The sequence below is a fragment of the Streptomyces sp. NPDC002156 genome (assembly GCF_053593675.1).
Window position 1 is genome coordinate 1 of the sequence record NZ_JBSFDA010000154.1, and the last position, 24,394, is coordinate 24,394.

General features: G+C 70.7%; 20 protein-coding genes and 2 pseudogenes. 9 read left to right on the forward strand and 13 right to left on the reverse strand.

Annotated elements, in window-relative coordinates:
* The 4 genes and pseudogenes from ACWCRB_RS39100 to lanKC form a co-directional block, all read right to left on the reverse strand.
* A pseudogene (locus ACWCRB_RS39100) lies at nt 1-381 on the reverse strand (hypothetical protein); the annotation flags it as partial.
* A complete protein-coding gene (locus ACWCRB_RS39105) occupies nt 368-2,095 on the reverse strand; it encodes an ABC transporter ATP-binding protein (RefSeq protein ID WP_451000604.1) in 1,728 nt (575 codons plus the stop codon). The pseudogene ACWCRB_RS39100 and the gene ACWCRB_RS39105, both read right to left, overlap by 14 nt.
* A gap of 86 nt (nt 2,096-2,181) precedes the next feature.
* Entirely contained in the window at nt 2,182-2,298 is a 117-nt protein-coding gene (locus ACWCRB_RS39110; RefSeq protein ID WP_235472772.1) for a SapB/AmfS family lanthipeptide, read from the reverse strand.
* 66 nt (nt 2,299-2,364) lie between these two features.
* Nucleotides 2,365-5,010, reverse strand: coding sequence for a class III lanthionine synthetase LanKC (gene lanKC / locus ACWCRB_RS39115; RefSeq protein ID WP_451000621.1), 2,646 nt, complete (start codon nt 5,008-5,010; stop codon nt 2,365-2,367).
* Between the two features lie 183 nt (nt 5,011-5,193).
* Here lanKC and ACWCRB_RS39120 point away from each other — a divergent pair, with 183 nt between their 5' ends.
* From ACWCRB_RS39120 to ACWCRB_RS39140, 5 genes are all read left to right on the forward strand, one after another.
* Nucleotides 5,194-7,674, forward strand: a complete 2,481-nt coding sequence (locus ACWCRB_RS39120) for a SpoIIE family protein phosphatase (RefSeq protein ID WP_451000605.1) — start codon at nt 5,194-5,196, stop codon at nt 7,672-7,674.
* A 104-nt stretch (nt 7,675-7,778) separates the two neighbouring features.
* Nucleotides 7,779-8,846 carry a glucose-1-phosphate thymidylyltransferase gene (locus tag ACWCRB_RS39125; protein ID WP_451000606.1) on the forward strand — a complete coding sequence of 356 codons (1,068 nt, stop codon included), beginning with the start codon at nt 7,779-7,781 and terminating at the stop codon, nt 8,844-8,846.
* The gene (rfbB, locus tag ACWCRB_RS39130; RefSeq protein ID WP_451000607.1) at nt 8,843-9,835 is read left to right on the forward strand and encodes a dTDP-glucose 4,6-dehydratase; all 993 of its coding nucleotides are present in this window, start codon (nt 8,843-8,845) and stop codon (nt 9,833-9,835) included. Before ACWCRB_RS39125 ends, rfbB begins: the two co-directional genes overlap by 4 nt.
* Nucleotides 9,832-10,704: a dTDP-4-dehydrorhamnose reductase gene (gene rfbD / locus ACWCRB_RS39135; protein WP_451000608.1), complete on the forward strand. Its 873-nt coding sequence runs from the start codon at nt 9,832-9,834 to the stop codon at nt 10,702-10,704. Before rfbB ends, rfbD begins: the two co-directional genes overlap by 4 nt.
* Nucleotides 10,704-11,507: a class I SAM-dependent methyltransferase gene (locus ACWCRB_RS39140; RefSeq protein ID WP_451000609.1), complete on the forward strand. Its 804-nt coding sequence runs from the start codon at nt 10,704-10,706 to the stop codon at nt 11,505-11,507. The genes rfbD and ACWCRB_RS39140 overlap by 1 nt, the downstream gene beginning before the upstream one ends.
* Nucleotides 11,508-11,578: 71 nt before the next feature.
* Here the strand turns inward: ACWCRB_RS39140 and rfbC are convergent, their stop codons facing one another.
* Both rfbC and ACWCRB_RS39150 read right to left on the reverse strand, forming a co-directional pair.
* Nucleotides 11,579-12,178 (reverse strand): dTDP-4-dehydrorhamnose 3,5-epimerase, encoded by a 600-nt coding sequence (gene rfbC, locus ACWCRB_RS39145; protein ID WP_451000610.1) that lies wholly within the window; start codon nt 12,176-12,178, stop codon nt 11,579-11,581.
* Between the two features lie 4 nt (nt 12,179-12,182).
* Complete coding sequence (locus ACWCRB_RS39150) at nt 12,183-14,144, reverse strand: glycosyltransferase family 2 protein (protein WP_451000611.1); 1,962 nt, start codon at nt 14,142-14,144, stop codon at nt 12,183-12,185.
* Between the two features lie 189 nt (nt 14,145-14,333).
* Here ACWCRB_RS39150 and ACWCRB_RS39155 point away from each other — a divergent pair, with 189 nt between their 5' ends.
* Entirely contained in the window at nt 14,334-14,843 is a 510-nt protein-coding gene (locus ACWCRB_RS39155) for a metallophosphoesterase family protein (protein ID WP_451000612.1), read from the forward strand.
* Here ACWCRB_RS39155 and ACWCRB_RS39160 read toward each other — a convergent pair whose 3' ends face one another.
* Nucleotides 14,844-15,950, reverse strand: a complete 1,107-nt coding sequence (locus ACWCRB_RS39160) for an XdhC family protein (RefSeq protein ID WP_451000613.1) — start codon at nt 15,948-15,950, stop codon at nt 14,844-14,846. It abuts the gene before it with no gap.
* 113 nt (nt 15,951-16,063) lie between these two features.
* Here ACWCRB_RS39160 and ACWCRB_RS39165 point away from each other — a divergent pair, with 113 nt between their 5' ends.
* On the forward strand, nt 16,064-17,926 hold the full coding sequence (locus ACWCRB_RS39165) for an endoglycosylceramidase (protein ID WP_451000614.1): 1,863 nt from the start codon (nt 16,064-16,066) through the stop codon (nt 17,924-17,926).
* Between the two features lie 82 nt (nt 17,927-18,008).
* Here ACWCRB_RS39165 and ACWCRB_RS39170 read toward each other — a convergent pair whose 3' ends face one another.
* Nucleotides 18,009-19,277, reverse strand: coding sequence for a YncE family protein (locus tag ACWCRB_RS39170; protein WP_451000615.1), 1,269 nt, complete (start codon nt 19,275-19,277; stop codon nt 18,009-18,011).
* A gap of 179 nt (nt 19,278-19,456) precedes the next feature.
* Between ACWCRB_RS39170 and ACWCRB_RS39175 the strand changes: the two genes are divergently transcribed.
* Entirely contained in the window at nt 19,457-20,146 is a 690-nt protein-coding gene (locus ACWCRB_RS39175; RefSeq protein WP_451000622.1) for a TetR/AcrR family transcriptional regulator, read from the forward strand.
* A 51-nt stretch (nt 20,147-20,197) separates the two neighbouring features.
* On the opposite strand, the pseudogene ACWCRB_RS39180 reads toward ACWCRB_RS39175, so the two are convergent.
* Nucleotides 20,198-20,509, reverse strand: a pseudogene (locus ACWCRB_RS39180) (glycosyltransferase); the annotation flags it as partial.
* Nucleotides 20,510-20,666: 157 nt separating this feature from the next.
* On the opposite strand from ACWCRB_RS39180, the gene ACWCRB_RS39185 reads away from it, so the two are divergent.
* Complete coding sequence (locus ACWCRB_RS39185; RefSeq protein WP_451000616.1) at nt 20,667-21,557, forward strand: helix-turn-helix domain-containing protein; 891 nt, start codon at nt 20,667-20,669, stop codon at nt 21,555-21,557.
* Between the two features lie 18 nt (nt 21,558-21,575).
* Here ACWCRB_RS39185 and ACWCRB_RS39190 read toward each other — a convergent pair whose 3' ends face one another.
* The 4 genes from ACWCRB_RS39190 to ACWCRB_RS39205 form a co-directional block, all read right to left on the reverse strand.
* Complete coding sequence (locus ACWCRB_RS39190; RefSeq protein WP_451000617.1) at nt 21,576-22,430, reverse strand: hypothetical protein; 855 nt, start codon at nt 22,428-22,430, stop codon at nt 21,576-21,578.
* Nucleotides 22,431-22,553: 123 nt separating this feature from the next.
* Nucleotides 22,554-22,970 carry a hypothetical protein gene (locus ACWCRB_RS39195; RefSeq protein ID WP_451000618.1) on the reverse strand — a complete coding sequence of 139 codons (417 nt, stop codon included), beginning with the start codon at nt 22,968-22,970 and terminating at the stop codon, nt 22,554-22,556.
* 151 nt (nt 22,971-23,121) lie between these two features.
* On the reverse strand, nt 23,122-23,466 hold the full coding sequence (locus ACWCRB_RS39200) for a hypothetical protein (RefSeq protein ID WP_451000619.1): 345 nt from the start codon (nt 23,464-23,466) through the stop codon (nt 23,122-23,124).
* Nucleotides 23,467-23,471: 5 nt separating this feature from the next.
* A partial coding sequence (locus ACWCRB_RS39205) for a cytochrome c oxidase subunit I (protein WP_451000620.1) occupies nt 23,472-24,394 on the reverse strand: 923 nt, incomplete at its 5' end.

Below are 24,394 nucleotides of genomic sequence, written 5' to 3' on the forward strand. Positions count from 1 at the left end.
GTGCGGTCGGCCGCCGGGCGCGCCGATCGTCCGCGGTGGGGCGCTGTCGCCCGGGGCGCCGCCCGGCCGGATGCCGGGACCGATGTCGGGCTGGGGTCGCCGGGCGTCCTCACCCCCCGGCAGGGGACCGTGCGGTGGGCCGCCGAGGGCGCCGATGGTCCGCGGTGGGGCGCTGTTGCCCGGGGTGCCGCCCGGCCGGATGCCGGGACCGATGTCGGACAGGGGTCGCCGGGAATCCTCACCCCCCGGCAGGGGACCGTGCGGTCGGCCGCCGAGGGCGCCGATCGTCCGCGGTGGGGCGCTGTCGCCCAGGGCGTCGCCCGGCCTGATGCCCTTACCGACGTCGGGCAGGCGTCGCCGGGCGTCCTCACCCCCCGGCATCGGCGAACACCTCCCGGTAGCCCTTCTCCCGCCACAGTTCCGCGTGCGTCCCCACCGCCCGCACCCGCCCCCCGTCCAGCCAGGCCACCGCATCAGCGCGGGCCGCGGTGGACACCCTGTGGGCGACGAGCACACGGGTGCTGCCGGGGGAGTGGCTCAGCAGGGCCTCGGTGACCTGGTGTTCGGTGACCGTGTCGAGGCTGGACAGCGCGTCGTCGAGGACGAGCAGCCTGCTGTCGCGGGCCAGCGCCCGGGCGAGACCGAGGCGCTGCCGCTCGCCCCCGGAGAGGGGCGCGGCCCGACAGGGCGTGGCGTAGCTGTCGGGCAGCCGGCGCACGAAGGTGTCGGCGCGGGCGGCGGCGGCGCCGGCCTCGATCCGGCCGGGTGACGCGGTCCGGGCGCCGAAGCCGATCGTGTCCGCGACGGTGTCACCCAGCAGGGCGGGGCGTTCGAAGGCACAGCCGATCGCACGGCGCAGCTCGTCGTGGGTCAGTTCGGGCAGCGGCACGCCGTCTAGGAGCACGGTGCCGTCGTCGGGATCGGCCAGGCGCCCGGCGAGGGCCGCGAGGAGGGACTTGCCGGCGCCGGAGCGGCCGACCACGGCGAGCGTGCTGCCGCCGGGCACGACCAGGTCGACGCGGTCCAGGAGGGTACGTCCGCCGCGCCGGGCGGTGACTCCGCGCAGCTCCAGCCGCCCCTGCCCCGGCGGCAGCAGGCGGCTCCCGTACGCCGGTGCCGGCTCGGCCAGCAGCTCGCCGAGGCGCCGGGCCGACGCCCGGGCTCTGACCAGCCCCGACAACTGCCCGACCAGGACACCGACACCGGCCGCCAGGACGGCGTACCGCGAGGCGGCGAGCATCTCGCCCACCGTCAGCCGGTCGCGGACCAGCAGGACGCCCGCCACGGCCACCACCCCCAACTGCAGCAAGGGGGCCAGGGCGACCGCCCGGGCCGCCGCACGTCCCTGGACGTGCCACATCCGGCGGCCCGCCGCGGCGAGTCCGGGCAGGGGTCGCAGGACCCTGGCCACCTCGCGGTCCGCCGTCCCGCACGCGGCGATGGTGCGGGACCCGCCGATCGCCTCCGCGAGCCCGCTCGCGATCCGCCCCTGGGCGTCCTGGTAGTCGGCCGCACACCGTGACGAGTCCTGGGTGAAGGCCCGCAGCAGGAGGAACAGCCCCGGCGCCCCGGCGAGGAACACCGCGGCCAGCCACGGGTCGAGCAGGCCGAGCGCCACCACCGCCCCGACCGGACCGGCGAGCGCGGCCAGCAGCGCGGCGAGGGCGGCGGGCGCGGTCCCGGCCTGCGCGGCGTTGCCGACCAGCCGGGTCACCAGTTCGCCGGACCCGAAGCGCTCCCCGGCCCGTGGCCCCACAGCGAGCAGATGCCGGGTCAGCCGATACCGCAGCCACGCCGTCGCGCGGGCGGTCGTGGCCGCGCCCAGCACGGTCTCGACGGCGTCGAGCACGGCGAGCAGCAGGACGAGACCGGCGCACCACAGGACCCAGCGCATGGCCCCGGAACCGTCCGGGCGGGCCAGCAGCAGGTCGAGGGCCCGCCCCAGGACCAGGGGCAGGGCGAGGCTCAGTCCGGTCGAGGCCGTGGCCACCAGGAACAGGGCCGCAGTGCGTGCCCCGGTGCGGCGCACGGTCGCGCGCAGCGGCGAGGCGGTGTCCTCGGGCGCGGCAGGCCGGTCGTGGGTGGCTGTCGTCATGCGGGCGGACCCTCCGTCGGGGGTGACGGACCGCCGGGCGGCCCTCCACAGGTGGAGTGACCGCCCGGCGTCCCTGCCTGAGGTGCTCAGAGACAGAGGGTGACGCTGGCCGCGCTCACGCAGGACAGCAGGCTCAGGGTGCTGTTGGCGCCGGTGGCGGAGTGGTCGTCGGACTCCATCGTCTGAAGGTCGAGCAGTGCCATGTCGGATCCTTTCGGGTGATCCCGGTGAACCCGGCGGTCCGGGTTCCGGTGGGGACGGGTGTCGCGTCACGACTCCGGGTGCGGAGCCGCGTCATGGGGCCGCCGTGGCGGCGGGAGGAAGGGCAGAGCGGCGGGGGCCGTGTCGTCGAGGGCCGCGCCGAGCGCGAGCAGACATCCCGCGGTCCCGGTGCCCAGGTCCATGGAGAGGCGCATCATCTGGTTCCCGGGGAAGGCCAGTTGGCCCTGGTACGGCATCGCGTACCAGCCGAGCCCCGCGATCTGTTCCCGCAGCCGGGCCTCGGGGGCGTCGGTACGGGCGAGGTGCAGGATCATGCCGGCCCGGCCCTGGAACAGTCCGGGCTGAGCGTAGAAGCGTGAGGCGGCGGACGTCAGGATCCCGGCCCGGGCCCGCTCGAAGTCCTCGTACCCGTCGTCGGTGTGCGGCCCGGGGCGCTCCTCGGACGCACCGAGCGCCAGGTAGTCGTCGAGGACCAGCCCGATCCCCACGCTGCCCTCCGCGAGGTACGGCATGGTCCGCCACCCCTCGTCGACCTCCAGGCCACCGCCTCGCTGTACGACGCAGCAGTCCAGGTCCCGGCGCAGCGCCGTGCCGGCCGCGTCGAGCAGCGCGGGGTCGCCCGTCACCTCGTACTGCCGGAGGAACAGCAGCGCGGGCCCGCTCGCGCCCCGTAACAGCCCCGCGCGCCTCTTCGGCGGATCCGGGAGCGGCTCGGCCAGCCGGCTCACCAGGATGTCCGTGACGTCCTGGGCCCGTTCGGCCAGTGCCTTCTCCCCGGTCGTCAGCGCCAGCCGGCCCAGGACCAGGCCCAGCCCGGCGAGGCCGCCCCGCAGGTCCGAGGAGAGCTTGTGCCACTTCTCCCCGAGGACGACCTCGATCAGGTCCAGCGCACGCCCGCGGTGGCCGAGCAGGTCGAGCACATGGGCGACGCCCGCGAGACCGTCGTACAGACCGAGCGGCGTGCCCACCGGCACCGGGTCGGTGTGGGCCAGCAGCCAGCGTTCGCCCTCCTCGTAGCGCTCGGCGCCCGCCTGGGACAGCGCGTACAGCACTCCGGCCGCGCCGTGTGCGAGCCCGAGGCCGCCGCCGTCGGAGAACTGGGTGATGTCGCCGGGGAAGAGCCGGTCGTCGCGGTCGGGGGTGGCGGAGGCGAGGATCGCCTTCACCATCGAGTTCCGGCTGTACGGCCAGTCGCCGGGCTCTACAGGATTGACGGGCGGCGCGGACACGGAGCGGCCGGGCTCCCGCGCGGACACCTCACGGGTGATCTCGGCGACCGCCTCGTCCAGGAACTCCCGCGGTACGTCCGGGAACTGGCCGGCGATCACCTCGGCCAGGTGGGCCGCCTTGCCGCGGTCCACCACGAACAGGGTGGTCAGGGGCAGGAAGAGCGCGAGCCGCAGACACGCCAGCGCGTACCGGTCGACGTCCTCGCCCCTGCGGTCGGGCGGGGCGAAGAACCCTGGGTGGGCGACGACCTGGCGGCCGCGCTCCTCGGACGGTGCCGCCGCCTCGAAGTCGACCAGGGACACCGATTCCTCGTCGGGCGCCACCATGATGTTGAAGATGTGCAGGTCGTTGAAGACGATCCCGCGCGCGTGCACCGCCTCGACGACTTCCTCGACCGCGCGATGGATGCGCAGCGCCCACCGCGTGTAGTCGGCCACCGCCCCCGGATCCGGGTCGTGGGTGAGCAGGGGGTGCCGCTCGGCGAAGAAGGCGTTGAGCGGGCGTCCCTCGATGAAGTCCATGACGAGGAAGCGATGGTCACCGAGCGTGAACCAGTCCCGCACCCGAGGCACCGTCCCGAGCCCGGACACCCGCTCCAGCGCGGCACGTTCCCGCTCCAGCCGGGTGATCGCGTCCGCGCCGTCGGCCGCCAGCCCCGCGTGCGGACGCCCCTCCTTGAGAACGACCCGGCGCCCGTCGCGCGTGTCGGTGCCCACGTACACCCCGCCGCCGTTGGAGAAGTGCAGCGCCTTCTCGATGCGGTACGGCAGGTCGGCGACCGTCGTCGCGTTGCGGGCCGCGAGCTGCTCCTCCAGGAACGCGGGCAGCCGCACCCACTCCGGGACCTGGAAGGAGGGCGCGCGCCGGTCCGGCACCAGCCGCCCCTCGCCGTCCCGGACCGCGGGCACCAGCGAGCCGCGCTCGTCGACGACGAAAGAGCGTGCGAAAGCCCCGTAGCGGACGTACAGCGGACCCTCCCGCCAGCGCAGATCGGTGAGGATGTACGGGCCCTCGCAGCCCTCCAGCAGTGCGCCCAGCTCGGTCAGCACCAGGTGCAGCGTGTCCTCGTCCGCCGGATAGACGGTCACGAACTTCCCGCTGCCGTCCCGGCCCGCGTACTTGGTGTTCCGCAGATGGAGCAGCTGGGGACCCGGCAGGAACTTGAACGGGATGCCGCGCGGCACGCAGTAGTCCCACACCGCCCCGGCGATCCGCTCCGCGTTCGTCCGGGTGGCCGACGCGTGCACCTTCCAGCCCTGCGTGGGTCCCGGCAGCGGGTCGCCGTCCGGGCCGAGCGGTGTCAGGGCCAGCCAGTCGCCGATCCGTCCAGCGCGCCACCCCTCCGGCACCGCACGGCGCGCCGTCTCGAACAGGGGAGCGATCTTGCCCGGTGCGGACAGCCGGTCGGGCGTCTCGTAGAAGTGCCGGTCGGCCAGTGCGTACACCTCGTACCGCTGGTCCATGCCCACCTCCTCGATGGCTGGCACCGAGCCTTCCAGCCCGGGGGCGGGCGCCGACAGTCACGGCTGTCATGAGGCCACCGTGCGGAACGCATAGGTGCGGTCATGGGCGCCGACTGGGCCGACCGGTGCCGTCGGAACGGCACAGGGGCTGCGCCGGAGCCCCATACGCGCTGTAATGACGACGTGGTCAGTGAGGACGCGAGACGCGGCACGAGAACGCTGCGTGCCGAACTTGCCCTCAAGACGCTCCCCGCCGACCTCGACCCCCGGGAGTACCTGCGCCGCGTCCTCGAACAGGCGCTCGTCTTCGCGGATGTGGTCACCGCCGCCGTGTACACCCCTGGTGATGGCGGTGATCTGCTGTGTCTCGTCGAGTCCGCCGGTGTGCCCCGCACGCTGTACGGCCTGCGCGACAGCTACGCGGTGGCCGGTGGATCGCCCGCCGCCGAGGCTCATCGCACCGGCCGGCCGGTATGGCTCGGGCCCGGCGAACTCGCCGACTGCGCCGAGTCCCGGCGGATGCCGACCGCCGACGTCCACCTGGCCGCCCTGCCCGTCCGCGCGGGGGCGGCCGTCGGTGACGGCGGCTGTCTGCTCGCCGTGACGGAGAGTCCCGGCGGCTTCGACGACGACGCCCGGGACTGTCTCGCCCTGCTCGCCGACGCCGTCGCCTGGCCCGCACCGATCGCAGCAGGAGACCAGGGCGAACTCCCGGCCAACGCCTTCAGCCTCGCCATGGACACCGGCCGGGTCGAGGTCGGCGACGAACTCCTCGAACTGTTCGCGCTCGACCGGACCGACTTCGACGGCAAGGTCGAGACCCTGCTCGGCCTGACCGTGCCCGAGGACCTGCCCTCCCTGATGTCCGTCGTCGAGGCCGACCACATGTCCATCGGCGACCGCGAGCTGGAGTTCCGGGTGCTCCAGCCCGCCGGCCCGCCCAGATGGCTCAGGCTGCGCGGACGGCTCGTGACCGGCGGGGAGGGCCGCCCCGCCCGGCTCGTGGGCACCGTCGGCGACGCCTCCACCCTGCGCTCCGGCGTCACCGATGTGGCCCGCGTCCAGCGCCTCGCCGCCGCCCTGGCCACCGCCGGGACCGTCCGCGACGTCAGCCAGGCCGTCGTCACCGCGCTGCGCGAACCACTGCGCGCCGACCGGATCGCCCTCGCCGAACTGGAGAACGACCGGCTCGTCGTCACCGTCCTCGACCCGCCCGAACCCGAGGCCTGGCCCGAGTCGTGGCGGCTCGAATGGCGCTCCGAGTGGCCCGAGTCCCCCGTCCGTTCCATGCCCACACTGGCCGCCGCCCTGCGCGAGGGCCGCGCCGCCATCTGGCCCGCCGGTACCGAGATGGAGCCCGCGCTCGACGGCGTCGGCCCCGGCGGTCTCGCCGTACTGCCGCTGCCCGCCGGCGGCCGGATGGCAGGCCTCTGCCTGATCGGCTGGGACAGCCCGCACGAGTTCGGCACCGACGAACGCGCCCTGCTCACCGCCGCCGCGGGCCTCGCCGGCCAGGCCCTGACCCGCGCCCACGCCTTCGACGCCGAACACGAACTCGTCGGCATGCTCCAGCGCTCCCTGCTGCCCCGCCGCCTGCCCAAACTGCCCGGCGGCGTCGCCGAGGCCCGCTACCTGCCGACCACCGAGGGCCTGGAGGTCGGCGGCGACTGGTACGACGTGATCCCGCTCCCCGACAACCACGTCGCCCTCGTCATCGGCGACGTCCAGGGCCACAACGCGAGCGCCGCCACCCTCATGGGCCAGATGCGCACCGCCCTGCGCGCGTACGCCGTCGAGGGCCACCCGCCCGACGTCGTCGTCTCCCACTCCAACCGGCTCCTCGCCGACATGGAGACCGACCTCTTCGCCACCTGCTGCTACGTCGAGGTCGACATGGAGGAGGGCACCGCCTGGTACGTCCGCGCCGGACACCTCCCCCCGGTCGTCCGCCACCCCGACGGCACCACCGAGGTCGTCGAGTCCGACGTGGGCCCCCCGCTCGGTGTGCTGCCCCGGGCCGACTTCCCGATGAGCATGCTGCGCCTCCAGCCCGGCACCCTGATCGCCCTCACCACCGACGGCCTCGTCGAGTCCGCGGAGACCGACGTCGAGGACGGCCTCAACGCCCTCGCGGCCGACCTCGCCGCCGCAGATCCCGCCCACCTCGGCCTGGTCGCCGACGCCCTGCTCGCGGGCGCCAACCGCAACGACGACGTGGCCCTGCTCCTGCTGCGCTACGACGGCATGGAGAAGCGCCCGCTGCGCGAGAGCTGGACCGTGTGGCGGGTGCCCGAGGCGGTCCGGCACGCCCGCCGCTTCAGCAAGCGCACCCTGCGTACCTGGAGCGTGTCCGGCGAGGCGGGGGCCCAGGAGCACATCCAGGAGAACATGGACACCGTGCTCCTCGTCGTCTCCGAACTGGTCACCAACGCCCTCGTGCACACCGACGGCCAGGTCCGTCTCGACCTCACCCTCTTCAACGGCCGGCTGCGTGTAGCCGTCGCCGACAACTCGCCCCGCACCCCCATCAGACCCACGAACCTCGGCTGGGAGGCCACCGGCGGCCGGGGCATGCTCCTGGTCGAGGCCATGTCGGCGGCCTGGGGAACCGTCCCGGTCAGCGGCGGCAAACAGGTGTGGAGCGAGATCGTGCTGGAGCCCTGACGGGCACCCGCGCCCGTCACCCGGAGGCACCGGACATGCACCCGTGCCGGTCACCCAGAGGCACCGGATATTACGTACCGGGAAATCGAAGCTAGGGTGAACGGATGAAGGCTCTCGTGCTCTCCGGCGGCGCCGGCACACGGCTTCGGCCGATCACCCATACCTCGGCGAAGCAGCTCGTGCCCGTGGCCAACAAACCCGTGCTGTTCTACGGCCTGGAATCCCTCGCCGACGCGGGCATCACCGAGGTCGGCATGATCGTCGGCGACACCGCGGCCGAGATCGAGGAAGCGGTCGGCGACGGATCGAAGTTCGGTCTGAAGGTCACCTACATCCCGCAGGAGAAGCCCCTGGGCCTCGCCCACGCGGTGCTCATCGCGCGGGACTTCCTCGGTGACGACGACTTCGTCATGTACCTCGGCGACAACTTCATCGTCGGCGGCATCAGCGCCCTCGTCGACGAGTTCCGCGGACTGCGTCCGGACGCCCAGATCCTGCTCACCCAGGTCCCCGACCCGCGCTCCTTCGGCGTCGCCGAACTCGACGCGGACGGCCAGGTGATCGGCCTGGAGGAGAAGCCGGAGCACCCCAAGAGCGACCTCGCGCTCGTCGGCGTGTACCTCTTCACCCCCGCGATCCACGACGCCGTACGCGCCATCCGCCCGTCCTGGCGCGGCGAGTTGGAGATCACCCACGCCATCCAGCACCTCATCGACACCCGGTCCGACGTACGATCCACGCTCATCAAGGGCTACTGGAAGGACACGGGGAACGTCACCGACATGCTGGAGGTCAACCGCATGGTCCTGGAGGGCCTGGAGCGGCGGATCGACGGCGACGTGGACGACGCGTCCGAGACCATAGGGCGTGTGGTGATCGAGGAGGGCGCGAGCATCACCCGCTCCCGCATCGTCGGACCCGTCGTCATCGGCGCCGGAACCGTCGTCAGCGACTCCTACGTCGGACCGTTCACCTCCCTCGCGGAGAACTGCCGGATCACCGACAGCGAGCTGGAGTTCTCCATCGTGCTGCGCGACTCGTCCATCGCCGGGGTGGGCCGTATCGAGTCCTCGCTCATCGGCCGGCATGTCGAGGTGACCCCGGCCCCCAGTGTTCCCAGCGCCCACCGACTCGTCCTCGGAGACCACAGCAAGGTGCAGATCCATTCATGAACCTCCTCGTCACCGGCGCCGCCGGATTCATCGGCTCCATGTACGTCCGCAACCTCCTCGCGTCCGACGCTCCTGACGCGCCCCGGATCACGGTGCTGGACAAGCTCACGTACGCGGGCACCCTGGAGAACCTGCCGACCGGTCACCCCCGGCTGAAGTTCGTCCAGGGCGACATCTGTGACGCCGAACTGGTCGACAAGCTGATGGCCGAGGCCGACCAGGTGGTCCACTTCGCCGCCGAGTCCCATGTGGACCGCTCGATCGACGGCGCCGCCGACTTCGTCCGCACCAACGTGGTGGGCACCCAGGTGCTGCTTGACGCGGCCCTGCGCTACGGCGTCGGCCCCTTCGTGCACGTCTCCACGGACGAGGTGTACGGCTCGATCGAGACCGGCTCCTGGCCGGAGGACCACCCGCTGGCCCCCAACTCGCCCTACTCGGCGTCGAAGGCCTCCTCCGACCTGCTCGCCCTCGCCTACCACCGCACCCACGGCCTGGACGTCCGTGTCACCCGCTGCTCCAACAACTACGGGCCGCACCAGTTCCCCGAGAAGGTCATCCCGCTCTTCGTCACCAACCTCCTCGACGGCAGGAAGGTCCCGCTGTACGGCGAGGGCCTCAACGTCCGCGACTGGCTGCACGTCGACGACCACTGCCAGGGCATCGACCTGGTCCGCACCGGCGGCCGGCCCGGCGAGGTCTACAACATCGGCGGCGGCACGGAACTGAGCAACAAGGAACTCACCGGGCTGCTCCTGGAGGCCTGCGGGGCCGACTGGGACAGCGTGGAGTACGTCGAGGACCGCAAGGGCCACGACCTGCGCTACTCCGTCGACTGGAGCAAGCTGCACGACGAGCTGGGCTACACCCCGCGCCACGACTTCGCCGCCGGCCTCGCCGCCACCGTCGCCTGGTACCGCGACAACCGCGACTGGTGGGAGCCCCTCAAGCAGCGCGTCGGCGCCGCCGCGAAGCAGGTCAAGGGATGAAGTGGCTGGTCACCGGCGCCGCCGGCATGCTCGGCCTCGACACCGTCGAGGAACTCCTCCGGCGCGGTGAGGACGTCGTGGGCCTCGCCCGCGCCGCCCTGGACATCACCGACCCCGACGACGTGCGCCGCGTCTTCACCGAGCACCGGCCCGACCTGGTCGTCAACTGCGCCGCCTACACCGCCGTCGACGACGCAGAGACGGACGAGGACACCGCGTTCCACATCAACGGCGTCGGCCCGCGGCTGCTCGCCCAGGCCTGCGCCGAGCACGGCGCCCGGCTGATCCACGTCTCCACGGACTACGTCTTCGACGGCGAGGCCCGCAGCGCCCCGTACCCCGAGGACCACACCCCGGCCCCGCGCACGGCGTACGGCCGCACCAAACTCGCCGGTGAGCAGGCCGTCCTGGCCACGCTGCCCGACGCGAGCGTCGTCCTGCGCACGGCTTGGCTGTACGGTGCCCACGGCGGCAACTTCGTGCGTACGATGATCGACCTGGAGGCGCGTCGGGACACCCTCGACGTCGTCGACGACCAACGCGGCCAACCCACTTGGAGCGCGGACGTCGCCGTACGGATCGCCGACCTCGGGCCCCTGATCGGACCCGGGACGAACGGTATTCTCCACGCCACCAACTCCGGCGAGGTCACCTGGTTCGAGCTGGCGCGTGAGGTGTTCCGCCTCATCGACGCCGACCCGGACCGGGTGCGCCCCACCACCAGCGCGGCCTTCGTCCGGCCCGCACCCAGGCCCGCATACAGCGCCCTCGGCCACGGCCGCTGGCAGCAGACCGGTCTCGGACCCCTCCGTGACTGGCGTACCGCCCTGCACGAAGCACTGCCACACATCCGCAAGGAGATTTCCTAGTGAAACGCCATGAGTTCCTCCGGGAGCTCCACAAGGTCAGCGCGAACAGGAACTACCTGGAGATCGGCGTCAACGACGGCCGAAGCCTGACCCTGTCCCGGGTACCCAGCATCGCGATCGACCCCGCGTTCAAGGTGGTCTCCGAGATCCGCTGCGACGTCCATCTCGCCAAGGCCACCAGCGACGACTTCTTCGCCCGGCAGAACCCCCTCGCCCACCTCACGGGCGGCCGGCACCCGCTGCGCAACCTGGCCCGCAACCGCAGCCCGTTCGGCTACTGGCAGCGCACCACGCTCGACCTGTCGTTCATCGACGGCATGCACCTGTTCGAGTACGCGCTGCGCGACTTCATCAACGTCGAGAAGCACTCGGACTGGGCGAGCGTCATCGTCCTCGACGACATGCTGCCGCGCAGCGTCGACGAGGCGGCCCGCGACCGGCACACCAACGCCTGGACCGGCGACGTCTACAAGCTGATCGAGATCCTCGCCCGGTACCGCCCCGACCTGGTCACGGTCCTCGTCGACACGGCGCCCACCGGACAGCTCATCGTCTTCGGCGCCGACCCCGACAACACCGTGCTCTCGGACAAGTACGACGAGATCATCGCGGAGTTCGAGGTCGCGGACCCGCAGAAGGTCCCCGAGAGCGTCCTGGAGCGCACGCCGGCCGTCAAGCCGGAGACCCTGGTCGAGGCCGCCTTCTGGGCCCCGCTCGTCCGGTCCCGCAACCGTGGCACCAAGCGCGGCAAGGGTTTGGAGCAGCTGCGCCGCAGCCTGGAGCCGTTGAGCACCAGCCGCTGACGCCAGACTGAACAAAGCCCGGGGCCCGGCAGCTCATCAGCTGCCGGGCCCCGGGATTTCGTATGGGTTGGTTACTGCTTGTCGCGCAGGCCCGCGTAGTAGGCCGCGCAGTCCGCGTACGACGGCAGCAGCCCGTCCCGCTCGGCCTCCGCCAGCGTGGGCGCCTCGGCGTCCTTCTCGGACAGCACCGGCTCGATGCCCTCGGGCCAGGCGATGCCCAGTGCCGGGTCGAGCGGATGCACGCCGTGCTCACGGCCCGGCGCGTACCCGGTCGAGCACAGGTAGACCACGGTGGCGTCGTCGGTGAGCGCCATGAAGGCGTGCCCGAGCCCCTCAGCGAGGAACACGGCGTGCCGGGTGTCGTCGTCGAGGCGTACGGCCTCCCACTGCCCGTAGGTGGGCGAGCCGACCCGGATGTCCACCACGACGTCCAGGACCGCGCCGCGCACGCACGTCACGTACTTGGCCTGGCTCGGCGGTACGTCCGAGAAGTGCACGCCGCGCACGACGCCCCGGCGCGAGACCGAGCAGTTCGCCTGGGCGAGGGAGAGGTCGTAGCCGGTGGCCTCGCGGAACTCCTCGCCCCGGTACCACTCGTGGAAGCTGCCCCGGTCGTCCGGGAAGATCTTCGGCTCCAGTACCCAGGCGCCTTCGATGTCCAGTGCGCGCATGGTGTCAGGCTCCGTTTCCGCGTCGCAGCCCGGCCTTGCGGGCGATCTTCCCGAGGGTGCGCCGCACCTTGCGGACCACCTTCTGGCCGGTGCTCGGCCCGGCCGGCTTGACCGGCCGTACGACCTGGACGCGGCCGGACCTGGCGGCGAGGCTGACGGACATCGCCAGGAAGCGCGGCTCGTCGGCCTCGGGGGCGAGGCACAGCGCGGGCTTCCAGGTCCCGTCGGCCAGCGCGCTGCCGGGCAGTGTCGCCTCGAAGAAGGCACCGGACAGCGTGCCCTCCACGTCCACGGGCTCGGCGGCGGTCGCCGAGGTCAGGCGCAGCAGCGCCTTGGTGTCGCCGGGCACATGCAGCGGCAACGCGACACGCAGCCGGTCACCCGTGACGGTGACATCGTCCGGCTTCAGCCGGCCCAGACCGACGCCCTTGACGGCGCGGTCGACGTCCAGGGACAGGGTGGCCTGCTTGGCGGTCCAGTACGGCAGGACCACGCGACCGGCGACCACACCGGCCGGGGGCACCGGACGGGGGTCCAGTTTGACCGGGCCGAGACGGCACTCACGGGTCCAGCCGCCCAGCTTGATCCGGACGAACACGTCGAACAGACCGCCGCCGAGCGCGACACCGCCCGCGGCCGTACCGGGGTCGACGGTGGCCGTACCGCGCAGCACCAGCCGCACCTGATCGTCGTTGTCGCCGGCCGGGAGGGTCTCGCGGGTCAGCTCCACCGGCTGGAAGAACTGGGCGGCCGTGGACCGCTCACGCACCAGGAAGTCCGCCGTCGCGCTCCCGAACCGGGCGACCGTGGAGGCCGCCACACGGGCGATCGCGTCGTCGGCGTCGGTGGGCGTGCCGTCCAGGTCGGCGCCGTCGCTGTCGTCCTCGGCGGGGAACGTCATCGGCTTGCCGTGGGAGGTGAACTCGGCGGTGAAGCCGACGTGCAGAACACCGTCCCGCCACTCCACACTCTGCGGGGTGGCCGAGGGGGCCAGGGACGCCTCCCACTCGGCGAACGCGATCACGTCGTCCAGCCGGTCGGCGGCGATCAGCGCCGCGACGATCCGCTGCGCCTCCTGCATACCGTTCGCGACACCTGGCCCGAAGCGCTCGACGACGACCCCGCGGATCTCGTCGAACATCTCCTTGCGGTAGTCCTCGGGCAGCTTGAGGAGGCGGTTGCTGCGCATCCGCTCGACCATCTCGTTGCGCAGCCAGCGCCGGAAGAGCCGGTCGCGCACGGCACCCGGCTCGGTGTACCGCTCGACGACATCGAGGGCCTCGCGCAGATTCCGGAAATACCCCACGGGGTCGAAGCGCTGGAACCCCGCGTTCGAGGCGTCGTCGCGCTTGACGTGGTAGTAGCAGACGTAGTCGCTGAGCACGGAGACGTTGTCCGCGCGCAGATACGCCTCGGTGACGAAGACATGGTCTTCGAGCCGCCGCCGGCCCTCGGGGAAACGCAGACCGATGCGGTCGAGAAAGGCCCGCCGGACCATCTTGTGCGGGGTGAGACTGTCGATGAGTGGGGCGTTCTCGACACTGGCCTTCGGATGGTTGTGCCGGAACAACTCCACCGGCACCGGGCGGCCCTTGCCGGCCATCTTGCCGACGATGACATCGGCACCGTTGGCCACGCCGTAGTCGTACATCCGCTCGAGGGCCTCGTCGCCGAGGTAGTCGTCGTTGTCGACGAACATCACGAACTCGCCCTGCGAGGCCTCGATACCGACGTTGCGCGGCTTGCCCGACCAGCCCGAGTTCTCCTGGTGGATGACCTGGATACGCGGTTCCTCCGCGGCGAGCTGGTCCAGCCGGGCCGGGGTCTCGTCGGTGGAACCGTCGTCGACGAAGATCACTTCGTACTCGTCGGCGGGCAGCGACTGCCGCAGCAGCGACGCGACGCAGTCCTCGATGTACGGTCCCGGGTTGTACACCGGAACGATGACGCTGACCTTGACCGGCATGCGGCTGGAAGCCCCCTTTTGGCTTTACTCCCCGTTTCCGCAACGGCACGGTCCGGGATGCCTGATACTAACCGGGCGCGACCTCCGCGCCCGAAGGGGCGCGGGGAACTGCGCGACAAGCCACGACGGCGCCGCACCCGCAAAACGGCAAATCGCGGCACCCCCTACGCAGCGCCTACGCTCACCAACGTGCGCCTCCTGCTGCTTTCCGACACCCACCTCCCCAAACGCGCCAAGCACCTACCGGCGCAACTTCTTACCGAACTCCCGCACACGGACGTAGTGATCCACGCCGGCGACTGGGTCGACACACCCACCCTCGATCTCCTAGAGGCCCGCTCACGCCGCCTGATCGGCGTCTACGGCAACAACGACGGCCCCGACCTACGCGCCAGACTCCCCGAGGTGGCCTACGCCGACCTCGGCGGCCTCCGCCTGGGCGTCGTCCACGAGACCGGCCCCGCACAGGGCCGAGAGGCCCGCTGCACCACCCGCTTTCCCGACCTCGACGTCCTCGTGTTCGGCCACAGCCACATCCCGTGGGACACCACGACGGACACCGGCCTCCGGCTGCTGAACCCCGGCTCACCGACCGACCGGCGCCGCCAGCCCCACTGCACGTACATGACGGCGACGGTCACGGACGACGGCCGCCTCACCGACGTGGACCTGCACCGGCTCCCGCCCCGCCAGAGCTAGCTAACCCGCCTTCGGCGGATGGATCGCGCCGGCCGTCGCCGTCAGTGCCACCCCGCTGCCGCCCCACCGCAGCGCGACGATCTCGGCCGCCACGGACACCGCGACCTCCTCGGGCGTACGCGCGCCGAGGTCCAGCCCGATGGGGGAGCGCAGCCGGGACAGCTCGGGCCCGGTGAGGCCGGCCTCCGTCAGCCGGGTCCGGCGGTCGTCGTGGGTGCGGCGGCTGCCCATCGCCCCGATGTACGCGGCGGGCCGGCGCAGCGCCTCCTCTAGCAGCGGTACGTCGAACTTCGGGTCGTGGGTCAGCACGCAGATCACCGTGCGCTCGTCGGTGTCCGTGCCGCGCAGATAGCGGTGCGGCCAGTCGACGACCACCTCGACTCCCTCGGGGAAGCGCTTCGGGGTGGCGAAGACCGGGCGGGCGTCGCAGACGGTGACCCGGTAGCCGAGGAAGGCGCCGATGCGGGCCACGGCGGCGGCGTAGTCGATGGCGCCGAAGACGAGCATGCGGGGCGGGGGCGCGAAGGAGTGCAGGAACACGGTGACGGCGTCCTCGCGCCGCTCCCCGTTGGGCCCGTAGTGCCGCAACCCCGTTGCCCCCAGGGCGAGTTCACCGCGCGCGTCGGCGGTGACGGCCACGTCGAGGCCGGTCGCGCCGAGAGTGCCGGACACCTCGTCCGGCCACACGGTGAGTGTGGCGCCGCGTGCCGCCGGACCGTCGGTCACGGTGGCCACGGTCACCGGCCGGCCCGCCGCCACGGCCTCCGCGACCGACGCGAAGGACGGATCGAGAGCGGGCGTCACGGGCCGCACCAGCACAGTGATCTCGCCGCCGCAGGTCAGCCCCACCGCGAAGGCGTCCTCGTCGCTGTAGCCGAAGGTCGCGAGTCGCGCCTCGCCGTCCGCCACCACCTCCTGGGCCAGCTCGAACACCTCGCCCTCCACACACCCCCCGGACACACTGCCCACTACCTCGTCACCGGGTCCGACCGCCATCGCGGCCCCGGGATCGCGGGGCGTGCTGCGGCTGACCGAGACGACGGTGGCGAGACCGAACGGTTCGCCCGCCGCGTACCAGCGCCCGAGGGCCGGGAGGATGTCACGCACGATCCGCTCCTTTTGTCGCCCATGTGACTTGATCATTACCCATCGGTGCCAAAAGCTGAAGATTACTCAACAGTCACTTGGTATTGACGACCACTGATGCGCGCGGGACTGTAATGGACATGTCGAAGTTGCGCGTGCATCTGCTCGGCGTACTGGTCCTGGTCACGGGTTTCCTGACCACCGTCGGCTCCCAGCCCGCCCGGGCCGACACCCTCTGGTTCGACACCCCTACGTCTACCACCCTCACCGTCCAGAACGGTCGGTTCACCGACGCTCTGGGCCGCGAGGTCGTGCTCCGCGGTTACAACGTCTCCGGCGAGACGAAGCTCAAGGAGAACAACGGACTGCCCTTCGCCTCGGTCGCCGACGCCAAGAAGTCCGCGACCGCGCTGCGAGCGCTCGGTGGCGGCAACAGTGTCCGCTTCCTGCTCTCGTGGGCGTACGCGGAGCCCGTACGTGGCACGGTGAGCAGCAGCTATCTGGCCGCCGCCACCGCCCAGATGGGTGCCTTCCTGGACGCGGGCATCCGCGTCTACCCCGACTTCCACCAGGACCTCTACTCCCGCTGGCTCTTCGACTCGGACAGCTGGTACACCGGCGACGGCGCCCCGAAGTGGGCCGTCGACCTCGGTGACTACCCGGACGAGTACTGCGGGATCTGCCCCTTCTGGGGACAGAACATCACCTCCAACGCGGCGGTGACGGAGGCGACTTACGACTTCTGGCACAACACCAACGGCGTCCAGGACTCGTTCCTCCTCACCGCGCAGAAGACGATGACGTACCTCAAGGCCAACCTCACCAGCGCCCAGTTCACGGGTGTCGTCGGCTTCGACCCGTACAACGAGCCGCACTTCGGGACCCTCGACTCGGGGCAGACCAGTAGGACGTGGGAGAAGGACGTCCTCTGGCCCTTCTACGTCAAGTTCCGCGCTCGGATGGACACGGCGGGCTGGCAGGACAAGCCCGCCTTCGTCGAGCCGAACCTCTTCTGGAACGCCAACATCGACTTCCAGAAGCAGGAGGGCGGACTCCTCGACGCGGGAGCCATCGGCACGCGCTACGTCTTCAACACGCACTTCTACGACCAGAAGGCGATCTCCGGCGTCTTCATGTGGGGCAACGCCGAGGACGGCCAGTACGTCACCGACTTCGGCACGGTCCGCGACCGGGCCGCCGCCCTCGGGACGACCGGGATCATCAGCGAGTTCGGCCACCCGCTGGCCGGCTCGGTCTCCGGCAAGGCGCCCACGGTCTACAAGGCGATGTACCAGGCCCTCGACTCCCGGGTGAAGGGCGCGAGTTGGTGGTCCGGCGCGAGCGGATCGGGGCCGGTGCTCTCCGGCAGCCAATGGCAGTGGGACATCTACAACGGCCGCCACAACGAGCTGATGAACGACAACCCCGACAAGGTGCTCACCACCGGCGACGCCTGGAACGACGAGGACCTGTCCGCCGTCCGTCTCGACGACTCCGGTACGGCGGTGCTGCGGCAGGACGCCCGGATGCTGGACCGCGTCTATCCGGGCGCCACGGCGGGCACGACGCTCGCCTTCACCTACGAGGACCGCTCGCGGGACGGCTCCACGACCCTCACCTGGAACCCGGTGCCGAGTTCGCTGCCGAACGTGTCCACGCTGGTGGGCTCGGGGCAGTACAGCGTGCTGGTGTGGCGCTCGAAGGGGATCTCGGCACCTACCGAGCTTCATCTGCCGGCGTCCTTCCCGACCGCGACGACGACGGTGGTCTCTGACCTCGGGACGGTGTACGGGCCGCCGGCCTACTCGTCGACGACGCCTGTCGCGGCGGGCACGGAGCCTGGTGGCACGGGGAGTCGGCGGTTGCTGCTCACCGCGGCGGACTCGGGGGTGCTGCATTACGCCCTGGTGACCAATGGGGCTACGGCTCCTTCGGCGACCCTGCTGAGCGCTGCGCGGGCTGAGTTGGCTTCTTGGGCTGCGTCCGAGTTCAGTTAGGCGGTTGGTTCGTCGGCCGCCGGCCGGTGGGGGCTTGTCGCGCAGTTCCCCGCGCCCCTTTCGGGGCGCGGGGTGTGCGTCGTCAGTTGGTTGCCGGGCCTGTCCAGTCCGCCTCGACATGGGCGAGGCGGACTCGCTGAGGATGGTCGCCGACCGGGACGGACACCGTCTTCTGGCCGGTGGCGAAGTCGATGGCCGTGATCTGGTCGGCGCCGCTCTCGGAGATCACGCAGGACTTGCCGTCACCGCTCACCGTGGCCCAGTAGGGCTTCGAGGCGGTGACGAGCGGGCCCTCCTGGAGCGTCGTACGGTCGACGACCGTCGCGTAGTCGTCCATCGTGCCCGCGACGCACAGCTTGGTGCCGTCCGGCTTCATCGAGATGCCGTGGTGGCGTGAGTCGTTGACGAAGGTGGTGCGGTCGTCGCTGGTCGCCGGGTTCTTCGGCAGGGTCTTCGTCCGGGTGATCCGGTCGGTGGCGATGTCGTACTCGAAGAAGCCGTTGAAGAACGAGACCTGGAAGTACAGCTTGGTCTCGTCCGGTGAGAAGGCGGCCGGACGGACCGCGTCCGAGTAGTCCGTGAGGCCGATGGCGTTGAGCCGGTCCCGCATGTCGATCACCTTCACCTGCTGGAAGGTGGCCGCGTCGACGACCGTGATCTTCCGGTCGCCCTTCGTGAAGTCCTGCCAGGGGGCGTCCTGCGAGGTGTTGACATCACCGATGGACATGTTCCAGATGTACTTGCCGTCCTTGGTGAAGATGTTCTCGTGCGGCTTGTCGCCGGTCTTGAACGAACCGATCTGCGCACCGGTGTTGATGTTGAGCACATGCACGGTGTTGGAGATCGAGGCCGAGACCGCGACCCGCGTTCCGTCGGGGGAGACCGCCATGTGGTCGGAGCGGTAACCCGACACGGGGAAGCGCCAGTTGATCGCCCCGGTGGCCAGGTCGATCGACACGACGTCGGCGAAGCTCGGCCGGGACACCACCATCGACTTGCCGTCCGGGGTGGAGTACATGTCGTCGACCAGCTGGTCGTGGCCCTCGCCGACCCCGTTGCGGATGGCCATGAAGTAGATCCACTTGATCGGGTCCGCGTTGATCGCGGCCAGCCGTGCCTCCTTGTCCGGTACGACGTTGATCCGGCCGATCTTGGCGAAGTCGCCGGTGGACTTGATGACGTCCGCGGTGCCTTCCCAGTTGTTGCCGACGAACATCACCTCGCGCAGGCTCGCGGCGGCGGTGGCGCCCTCGGCGTCGGTCGCCGACACGGCGGCGCCGGCGGGGGCGGTGACGGTCAGGACGAGGGCGGCGGCCATGGCACAGAGGTACCTGGATCTGGAAGCGGACATGCGTGCTCTCCCCTCCGGGAGTGGGCGATGGGCTGTGGCGGGTGCATGACATGCGTGAGAGAAAATCTGAACACGGTCACGTTCAGATTGGACTTACTGGAAAGTAAGGAGGGGGCGCCCTTCTCCACAAGAGTGCGTACACGACAAACTTGGCCACCGGACCGACGGAGGAGGGTTCATTGGCGGGCAGGCTCAAGGCGCCGACCGGCCGTTACGCAGGCAAAACGGCCGAGGAGCGGCAGATCGCACGGCGTCGGCGATTCCTGGACGCCGCACTCCAGCTGTTCGGCGACACCCCGGGCTACCGCTCGACGACCGTCGCCGCGCTCAGCGAGGCGGCCGGCCTGTCGACGCGCCAGTTCTACGAGGAGTTCCGCACCCTGGAAGACGTACTGGCCGCCCTGCACCTCCAGGTCAACGACTGGGCCGAGGAGGCGGCGCTCACCGCGCTGGCCGCCGCCGAGGACCTGCCCCTCGCCGAACGCGCCGCCGCGATCTTCCGCGCCTACGCCGCCAACGTCACCGCCGACCCGCGCCGCATCCGCATCACCTTCGTCGAGATCATCGGCGTCAGCGCCCGCCTGGAGGAACAGCGCCTGGCCCGCCGCTCCCGCTGGGTGAACCTCATCTGCACGGAGGCCGAGGCCGCCGTAGCCGCGGGAGAGGCGGCGCCCCGCGACTACCAGCTCGCCGCGACCGCCTTCATCGGCAGTGTCAACGGCCTGCTGCACGACTGGAGCGCCGGCTGGGTGAACGCCACGCTGGACGAGGTGGTGGACGAGCTGGTGCGGATGCTGCTGGGCATCCTGCGCCCGGCGGGGTGGGTGCCTCCGGTGCCCGGGAACACCGGGAGCACTCGGGGTTCCTGACGTTCTTCCGGTTTCCTCCGCCGGGGCGTGGTCGTGCGGTCGTCGCGCTGTTCAGCGGGCCAGCCGGTTCAGCGACTCCAGTACGGGGCCCACGCCGTCCTCCGCGCCGATCCCGGCCGCGAGAGCGCGCGCCCGTTCGCCGTACGCGGGGTCGGTGGTCGCCCGTACCAGCGCCGAGGCCAGCGCGTCCGTCGTCAGCCTCCGCAACGGAACCGGCCTGGGAGCCACGCCCAGGGACACCAGCCGCGCCGCCCAGAAACCCTCGTCGAACTGGATCGGCACCGGCACTGCCGGTTCCCCGGTGCGCAGACCCGCGGCGGTCGTGCCGGCGCCACAGTGGTGGACCACGGCAGCCATGCGCGGGTGTCGCGAGCGAGATATTTCCCGAGAGTTCCCCGGGACTTCCCCTCTGATCCGCTTGTGGAAGCGCCGCGCTGTGCTGGCATGTCCCGGTCGCCCGTGATGCCTGGGGATCGCGGTGCTCGGGTGGCCGACGAGGGCGACGGGTGGTTGGGGGACCATGCTGGCGGAGACGGTGTTGTCGACGGAGGACGCGCCCGCGGAGGACCGGTTCGAGTGGTGGCGCGACCGGATGGAACTGGGCGACGTGGCGGTGTGGCCGACGACGTTCCGGCCGACGGTCGTCCGTCGCACGCCCGGACCGATCGAGCAGTCCGATCCTGGGACGTACCGCATAGGCCTGGTGGTACGACGGACGGAGGACGGGACCCGGGGCGACCGACAGGCCACCATCGGCTCCCTCGAATTCCTGCTCGACGACTCGTCACAACCGTGCGAGGCCCGCGCCGACGGTGCCGTGACCGCGGCGATCGGTGTCGAGGTTCCCCAGTACCTGCTTCCGCTGTCCCGGGCCGACTTCGGGCAGCTCGTGGGCAGACGGCTGTCCGGACGTGAGGGGATCGGCGCGCTGCTGGCCGAGTTCCTGACCCGGTTGACAGCGAATGCCGACAGCTTCCGGCCCTCCGACGGTCCCCGGCTCGGGACAGTCGTCGTCGACCTGGTGTCCGCGCTGCTCACCCACGAGCTCGACGCGGAGGGCGTACTCCCGCCCGAGACCCGAAGACGGACTCTGGTCCTCAGTGTCCGGGCCTTCGTCCGGCAGCGTCTGCACGACCCGGGTCTCACCCCGGGCGTCATCGCCGCCGCCCACCACATCTCGCCCGGGTATCTGCACCGCCTCTTCCGGGACGAGGACGACACGGTCGCCTCCTACTTACGTCGCCAGCGTCTGGAACGCGCACGCCGTGACCTGGCCGACCCGGCTCTGCGGGACGTGCCGGTCCACCGCATCGCGAGCCGCTGGGGTTTCACGCACGCCTCCGCCTTCACCAGGGTCTTCCGGGCCGCCTACGGGCACCCGCCCAGCCATCACCGTCGCCTGGCCCGCTGACCTCTCCGCTCCGGTGCGCTACGTCCCGGAAGGGGAGTCCAAGCGGTCCAGCACACTCCGTACGTTCTTCCGGTAGACGTCGAGCCTCTTGTCCAGCGACTTCAGTTCGGAGGCGTTCGCGGCGATCACGTCCTGCTGGATCTCCGTCTCGGCCGCCACCCGGATCCTCACCAGGCCGACGTCGTCCTTGCACTCGACGTCGGCGACGGCCACCGCGCGCTCCTTCGTGCCGGCGGCGGCGGAGCTTTCCAGCTTCCAGGCCTTGTCCAGCATGGCGTCGTCCGGCGTCGCGTAGTCGTGACCCCGAGTGTGCATGCACTTCTTCCACGCCCGGAAGGCGGACACGACGGCGGGGTGTTTCTCGGAGACTTCCAGCGACTGCCAGGAAAGGCGGTCGGCCAGTGTGTTCGTGAGGTTCCCGGCGCCGCGGGCGAGTTCCTGTGCAGAACTCACCGCACACCCCTGCTGCCGGGCCTTCTCAGGGCCGTAGTAGGCCGCGTTGGCCTTGGAGTCCTTGAGGATCTCAAGGCGTCGGCGCGCGATGTCCGCGGAGAACCCATCGGGTGGGGGGTGGTAGCCGTAGCGCTCGGCGACCTGGGAATCGATGACGCCGTAGCGGCGGCGCAGGGGGTCGGGCGGGAGCGGCGTCACGGGTGCGTACCAGGTGAATCCGGCCTTCTTCATACAGGCGTCCACCAGGAGGCCTTCGGCGCGACTGGCGTCGGACTGATCGCGCAGGCCGAGTCGGTAGGCGCTCAGCGGCAGGCGCAGGTCGACCGCCGCCGCCGCCGTCTCCGCCGCGGTGGATTCGTCGGCCTCGGAAAATGCGTAGTAGCCGCCGCCGCTCAGTACGAGCAGCGCCGCTGCCGTCAACGCTGTCTTCCTTTTCCAGTGCTTCATGTCCCACTCGCCGAATAGGGAGAACCGAATAGGGAGAACACGGAATTCGGGAGTCCCGGCCCGTCCTCGTGGGCCGGGACTCGTCGGACCGAACTGCTAGCAGGCGATGGAGTGGCCGCCGATCTCGTTGTTCATGTTGACTCCGTACTGGTCACCCGTGACGTTGGTGAGATTGGAGTACCCGTAGCCGGTGCCGATGACCAGGGTGTCCCCGCCCTGCGCCGGGTTCTCGTAGACGACCACGCGACACGGGTAGAAGTTGGCGATCGAACTCACGCTGTTGTCCACCGAGTAACTGGGGTGGAGCGGGTAGTAGTTGTTCTCGTAGTGCGTGTCCGAGGCCTTGAAGTCGGCAGCCCAGTCGAAGTCGGCCTGCCGGAAGACACAGAACTCGGAGTTCGAGGCCTCGCAGACGCCGTCGTTGGACGCGGCGGGAGCCACCCCGGCCAGGAGCGGGACACTGCATACGGCGGCTGCGGCGAGAATGCCCAGCCTGGACATGATGCGATTCACGAAGACTCCCCTTGTCTCTCTGTCTCTACATCTGTCGGTTCGCGGCGCCCCGATGTCGCTGTGGGACGACGTGAGTCAAGGATCTTCGCGACACCTCCTGGTGTCATTGCCGTTCAGTCCACGGTTCCTTGACAACGAGGTCACTCCGGCCTCAACATCGGTCGGCCCAGGCCGCTGTGACGGTCGGCAGGCCTCCTGCGATCACGAGCAGACAGATCACCACAAGTCGTCGGCGCAGTACGCGGTAGGCCTGTTGGTACTCGGCCCGCAGCTCCCCGGCGCGCTGGGCTGTGCGCTGCCAGGACGCCCGCGCCAGGGACACGTACTCCTCCTCGAACAGCCGCTCAAGCTCCGCCTGCTGACTGTCCGTCAGCCAGGACAGCCGGCCGGTGAGGCGTACGGCGGCCTCTCGTGCCTCGTCGAGGGTCGCCGCCACGAGCAGATGGCCCTGGACGTCGTTGATCATCGCTGCGGCGCGCACGGCACGGTCGTCCATGGCGGTCACCTCGCTGTCAACTCCCGTTCCTCGACGGAAAAGGTGCCGTGGTGGAGGTCGAACGCCGGGGATTCGCTGCGGATACGGGGGAGGGAGACGAAGTTGTGACGCGGGGGCGGGCAGGACGTGGCCCACTCCAGGGAGCGGCCGTAGCCCCACGGGTCGTCGACCTCGACCTTCTTGCCGTACTTCGCGGTCTTCCACACGTTGTAGAAGAACGGGAGCACGGACAGACCTAGCAGGAACGAGCTGATCGTCGAGATCGTGTTCAGCGCCGTGAGGCCCTCGACCGCGAGGTAGTCCGGGATGCGACGGACCATGCCGTTCGGCCCGAGCCAGTGCTGGACGAGGAAGGTGCCGTGGAAGCCGGTGAACAGCGTCCAGAACGTGATCTTGCCGAGGCGCTCGTCGAGCATCTTGCCGGTGAACTTCGGCCACCAGAAGTGGAAGCCGGAGAACATCGCGAACACCACCGTGCCGAAGACGACGTAGTGGAAGTGGGCGACGACGAAATACGTGTCGGACACGTGGAAGTCGATGGGAGGTGAAGCCAGCATCACCCCGGTCAGGCCGCCGAAGGTGAAGGTGATGAGGAAGCCGGTGGCCCAGAGCATCGGTGTCTCGAAGGACAGACTGCCCTTCCACATGGTTCCGATCCAGTTGAAGAACTTCACGCCCGTTGGGACGGCGATGAGGAACGTCATGAAGGAGAAGAACGGGAGGAGGACGCCGCCGGTGACGTACATGTGGTGGGCCCACACGGTCACGGACAGGCCGGCGATGGCGATGGTGGCGCCGATCAGGCCCATGTAGCCGAACATCGGCTTGCGGGAGAAGACCGGGATGACCTCGCTGATGATGCCGAAGAACGGCAGCGCGATGATGTACACCTCTGGATGCCCGAAGAACCAGAACAGGTGCTGCCACA

Bases quoted from the DNA above. Each gene is read 5' to 3' on its own strand.
- ACWCRB_RS39170 (WP_451000615.1), bottom strand. From the start codon at position 19,277: ATGTCCGCTTCCAGATCCAGGTACCTCTGTGCCATGGCCGCCGCCCTC.
- rfbB (WP_451000607.1), top strand. From the start codon at position 8,843: ATGAACCTCCTCGTCACCGGCGCCGCCGGATTCATCGGCTCCATGTAC.
- lanKC (WP_451000621.1), bottom strand. From the start codon at position 5,010: ATGGACCAGCGGTACGAGGTGTACGCACTGGCCGACCGGCACTTCTAC.
- ACWCRB_RS39150 (WP_451000611.1), bottom strand. From the start codon at position 14,144: ATGCCGGTCAAGGTCAGCGTCATCGTTCCGGTGTACAACCCGGGACCG.
- ACWCRB_RS39105 (WP_451000604.1), bottom strand. From the start codon at position 2,095: ATGACGACAGCCACCCACGACCGGCCTGCCGCGCCCGAGGACACCGCC.
- ACWCRB_RS39125 (WP_451000606.1), top strand. From the start codon at position 7,779: ATGAAGGCTCTCGTGCTCTCCGGCGGCGCCGGCACACGGCTTCGGCCG.
- rfbC (WP_451000610.1), bottom strand. From the start codon at position 12,178: ATGCGCGCACTGGACATCGAAGGCGCCTGGGTACTGGAGCCGAAGATC.
- ACWCRB_RS39110 (WP_235472772.1), bottom strand. From the start codon at position 2,298: ATGGCACTGCTCGACCTTCAGACGATGGAGTCCGACGACCACTCCGCC.
- ACWCRB_RS39185 (WP_451000616.1), top strand. From the start codon at position 20,667: ATGCTGGCGGAGACGGTGTTGTCGACGGAGGACGCGCCCGCGGAGGAC.
- rfbD (WP_451000608.1), top strand. From the start codon at position 9,832: ATGAAGTGGCTGGTCACCGGCGCCGCCGGCATGCTCGGCCTCGACACC.
- ACWCRB_RS39165 (WP_451000614.1), top strand. From the start codon at position 16,064: ATGGACATGTCGAAGTTGCGCGTGCATCTGCTCGGCGTACTGGTCCTG.
- ACWCRB_RS39200 (WP_451000619.1), bottom strand. From the start codon at position 23,466: ATGGACGACCGTGCCGTGCGCGCCGCAGCGATGATCAACGACGTCCAG.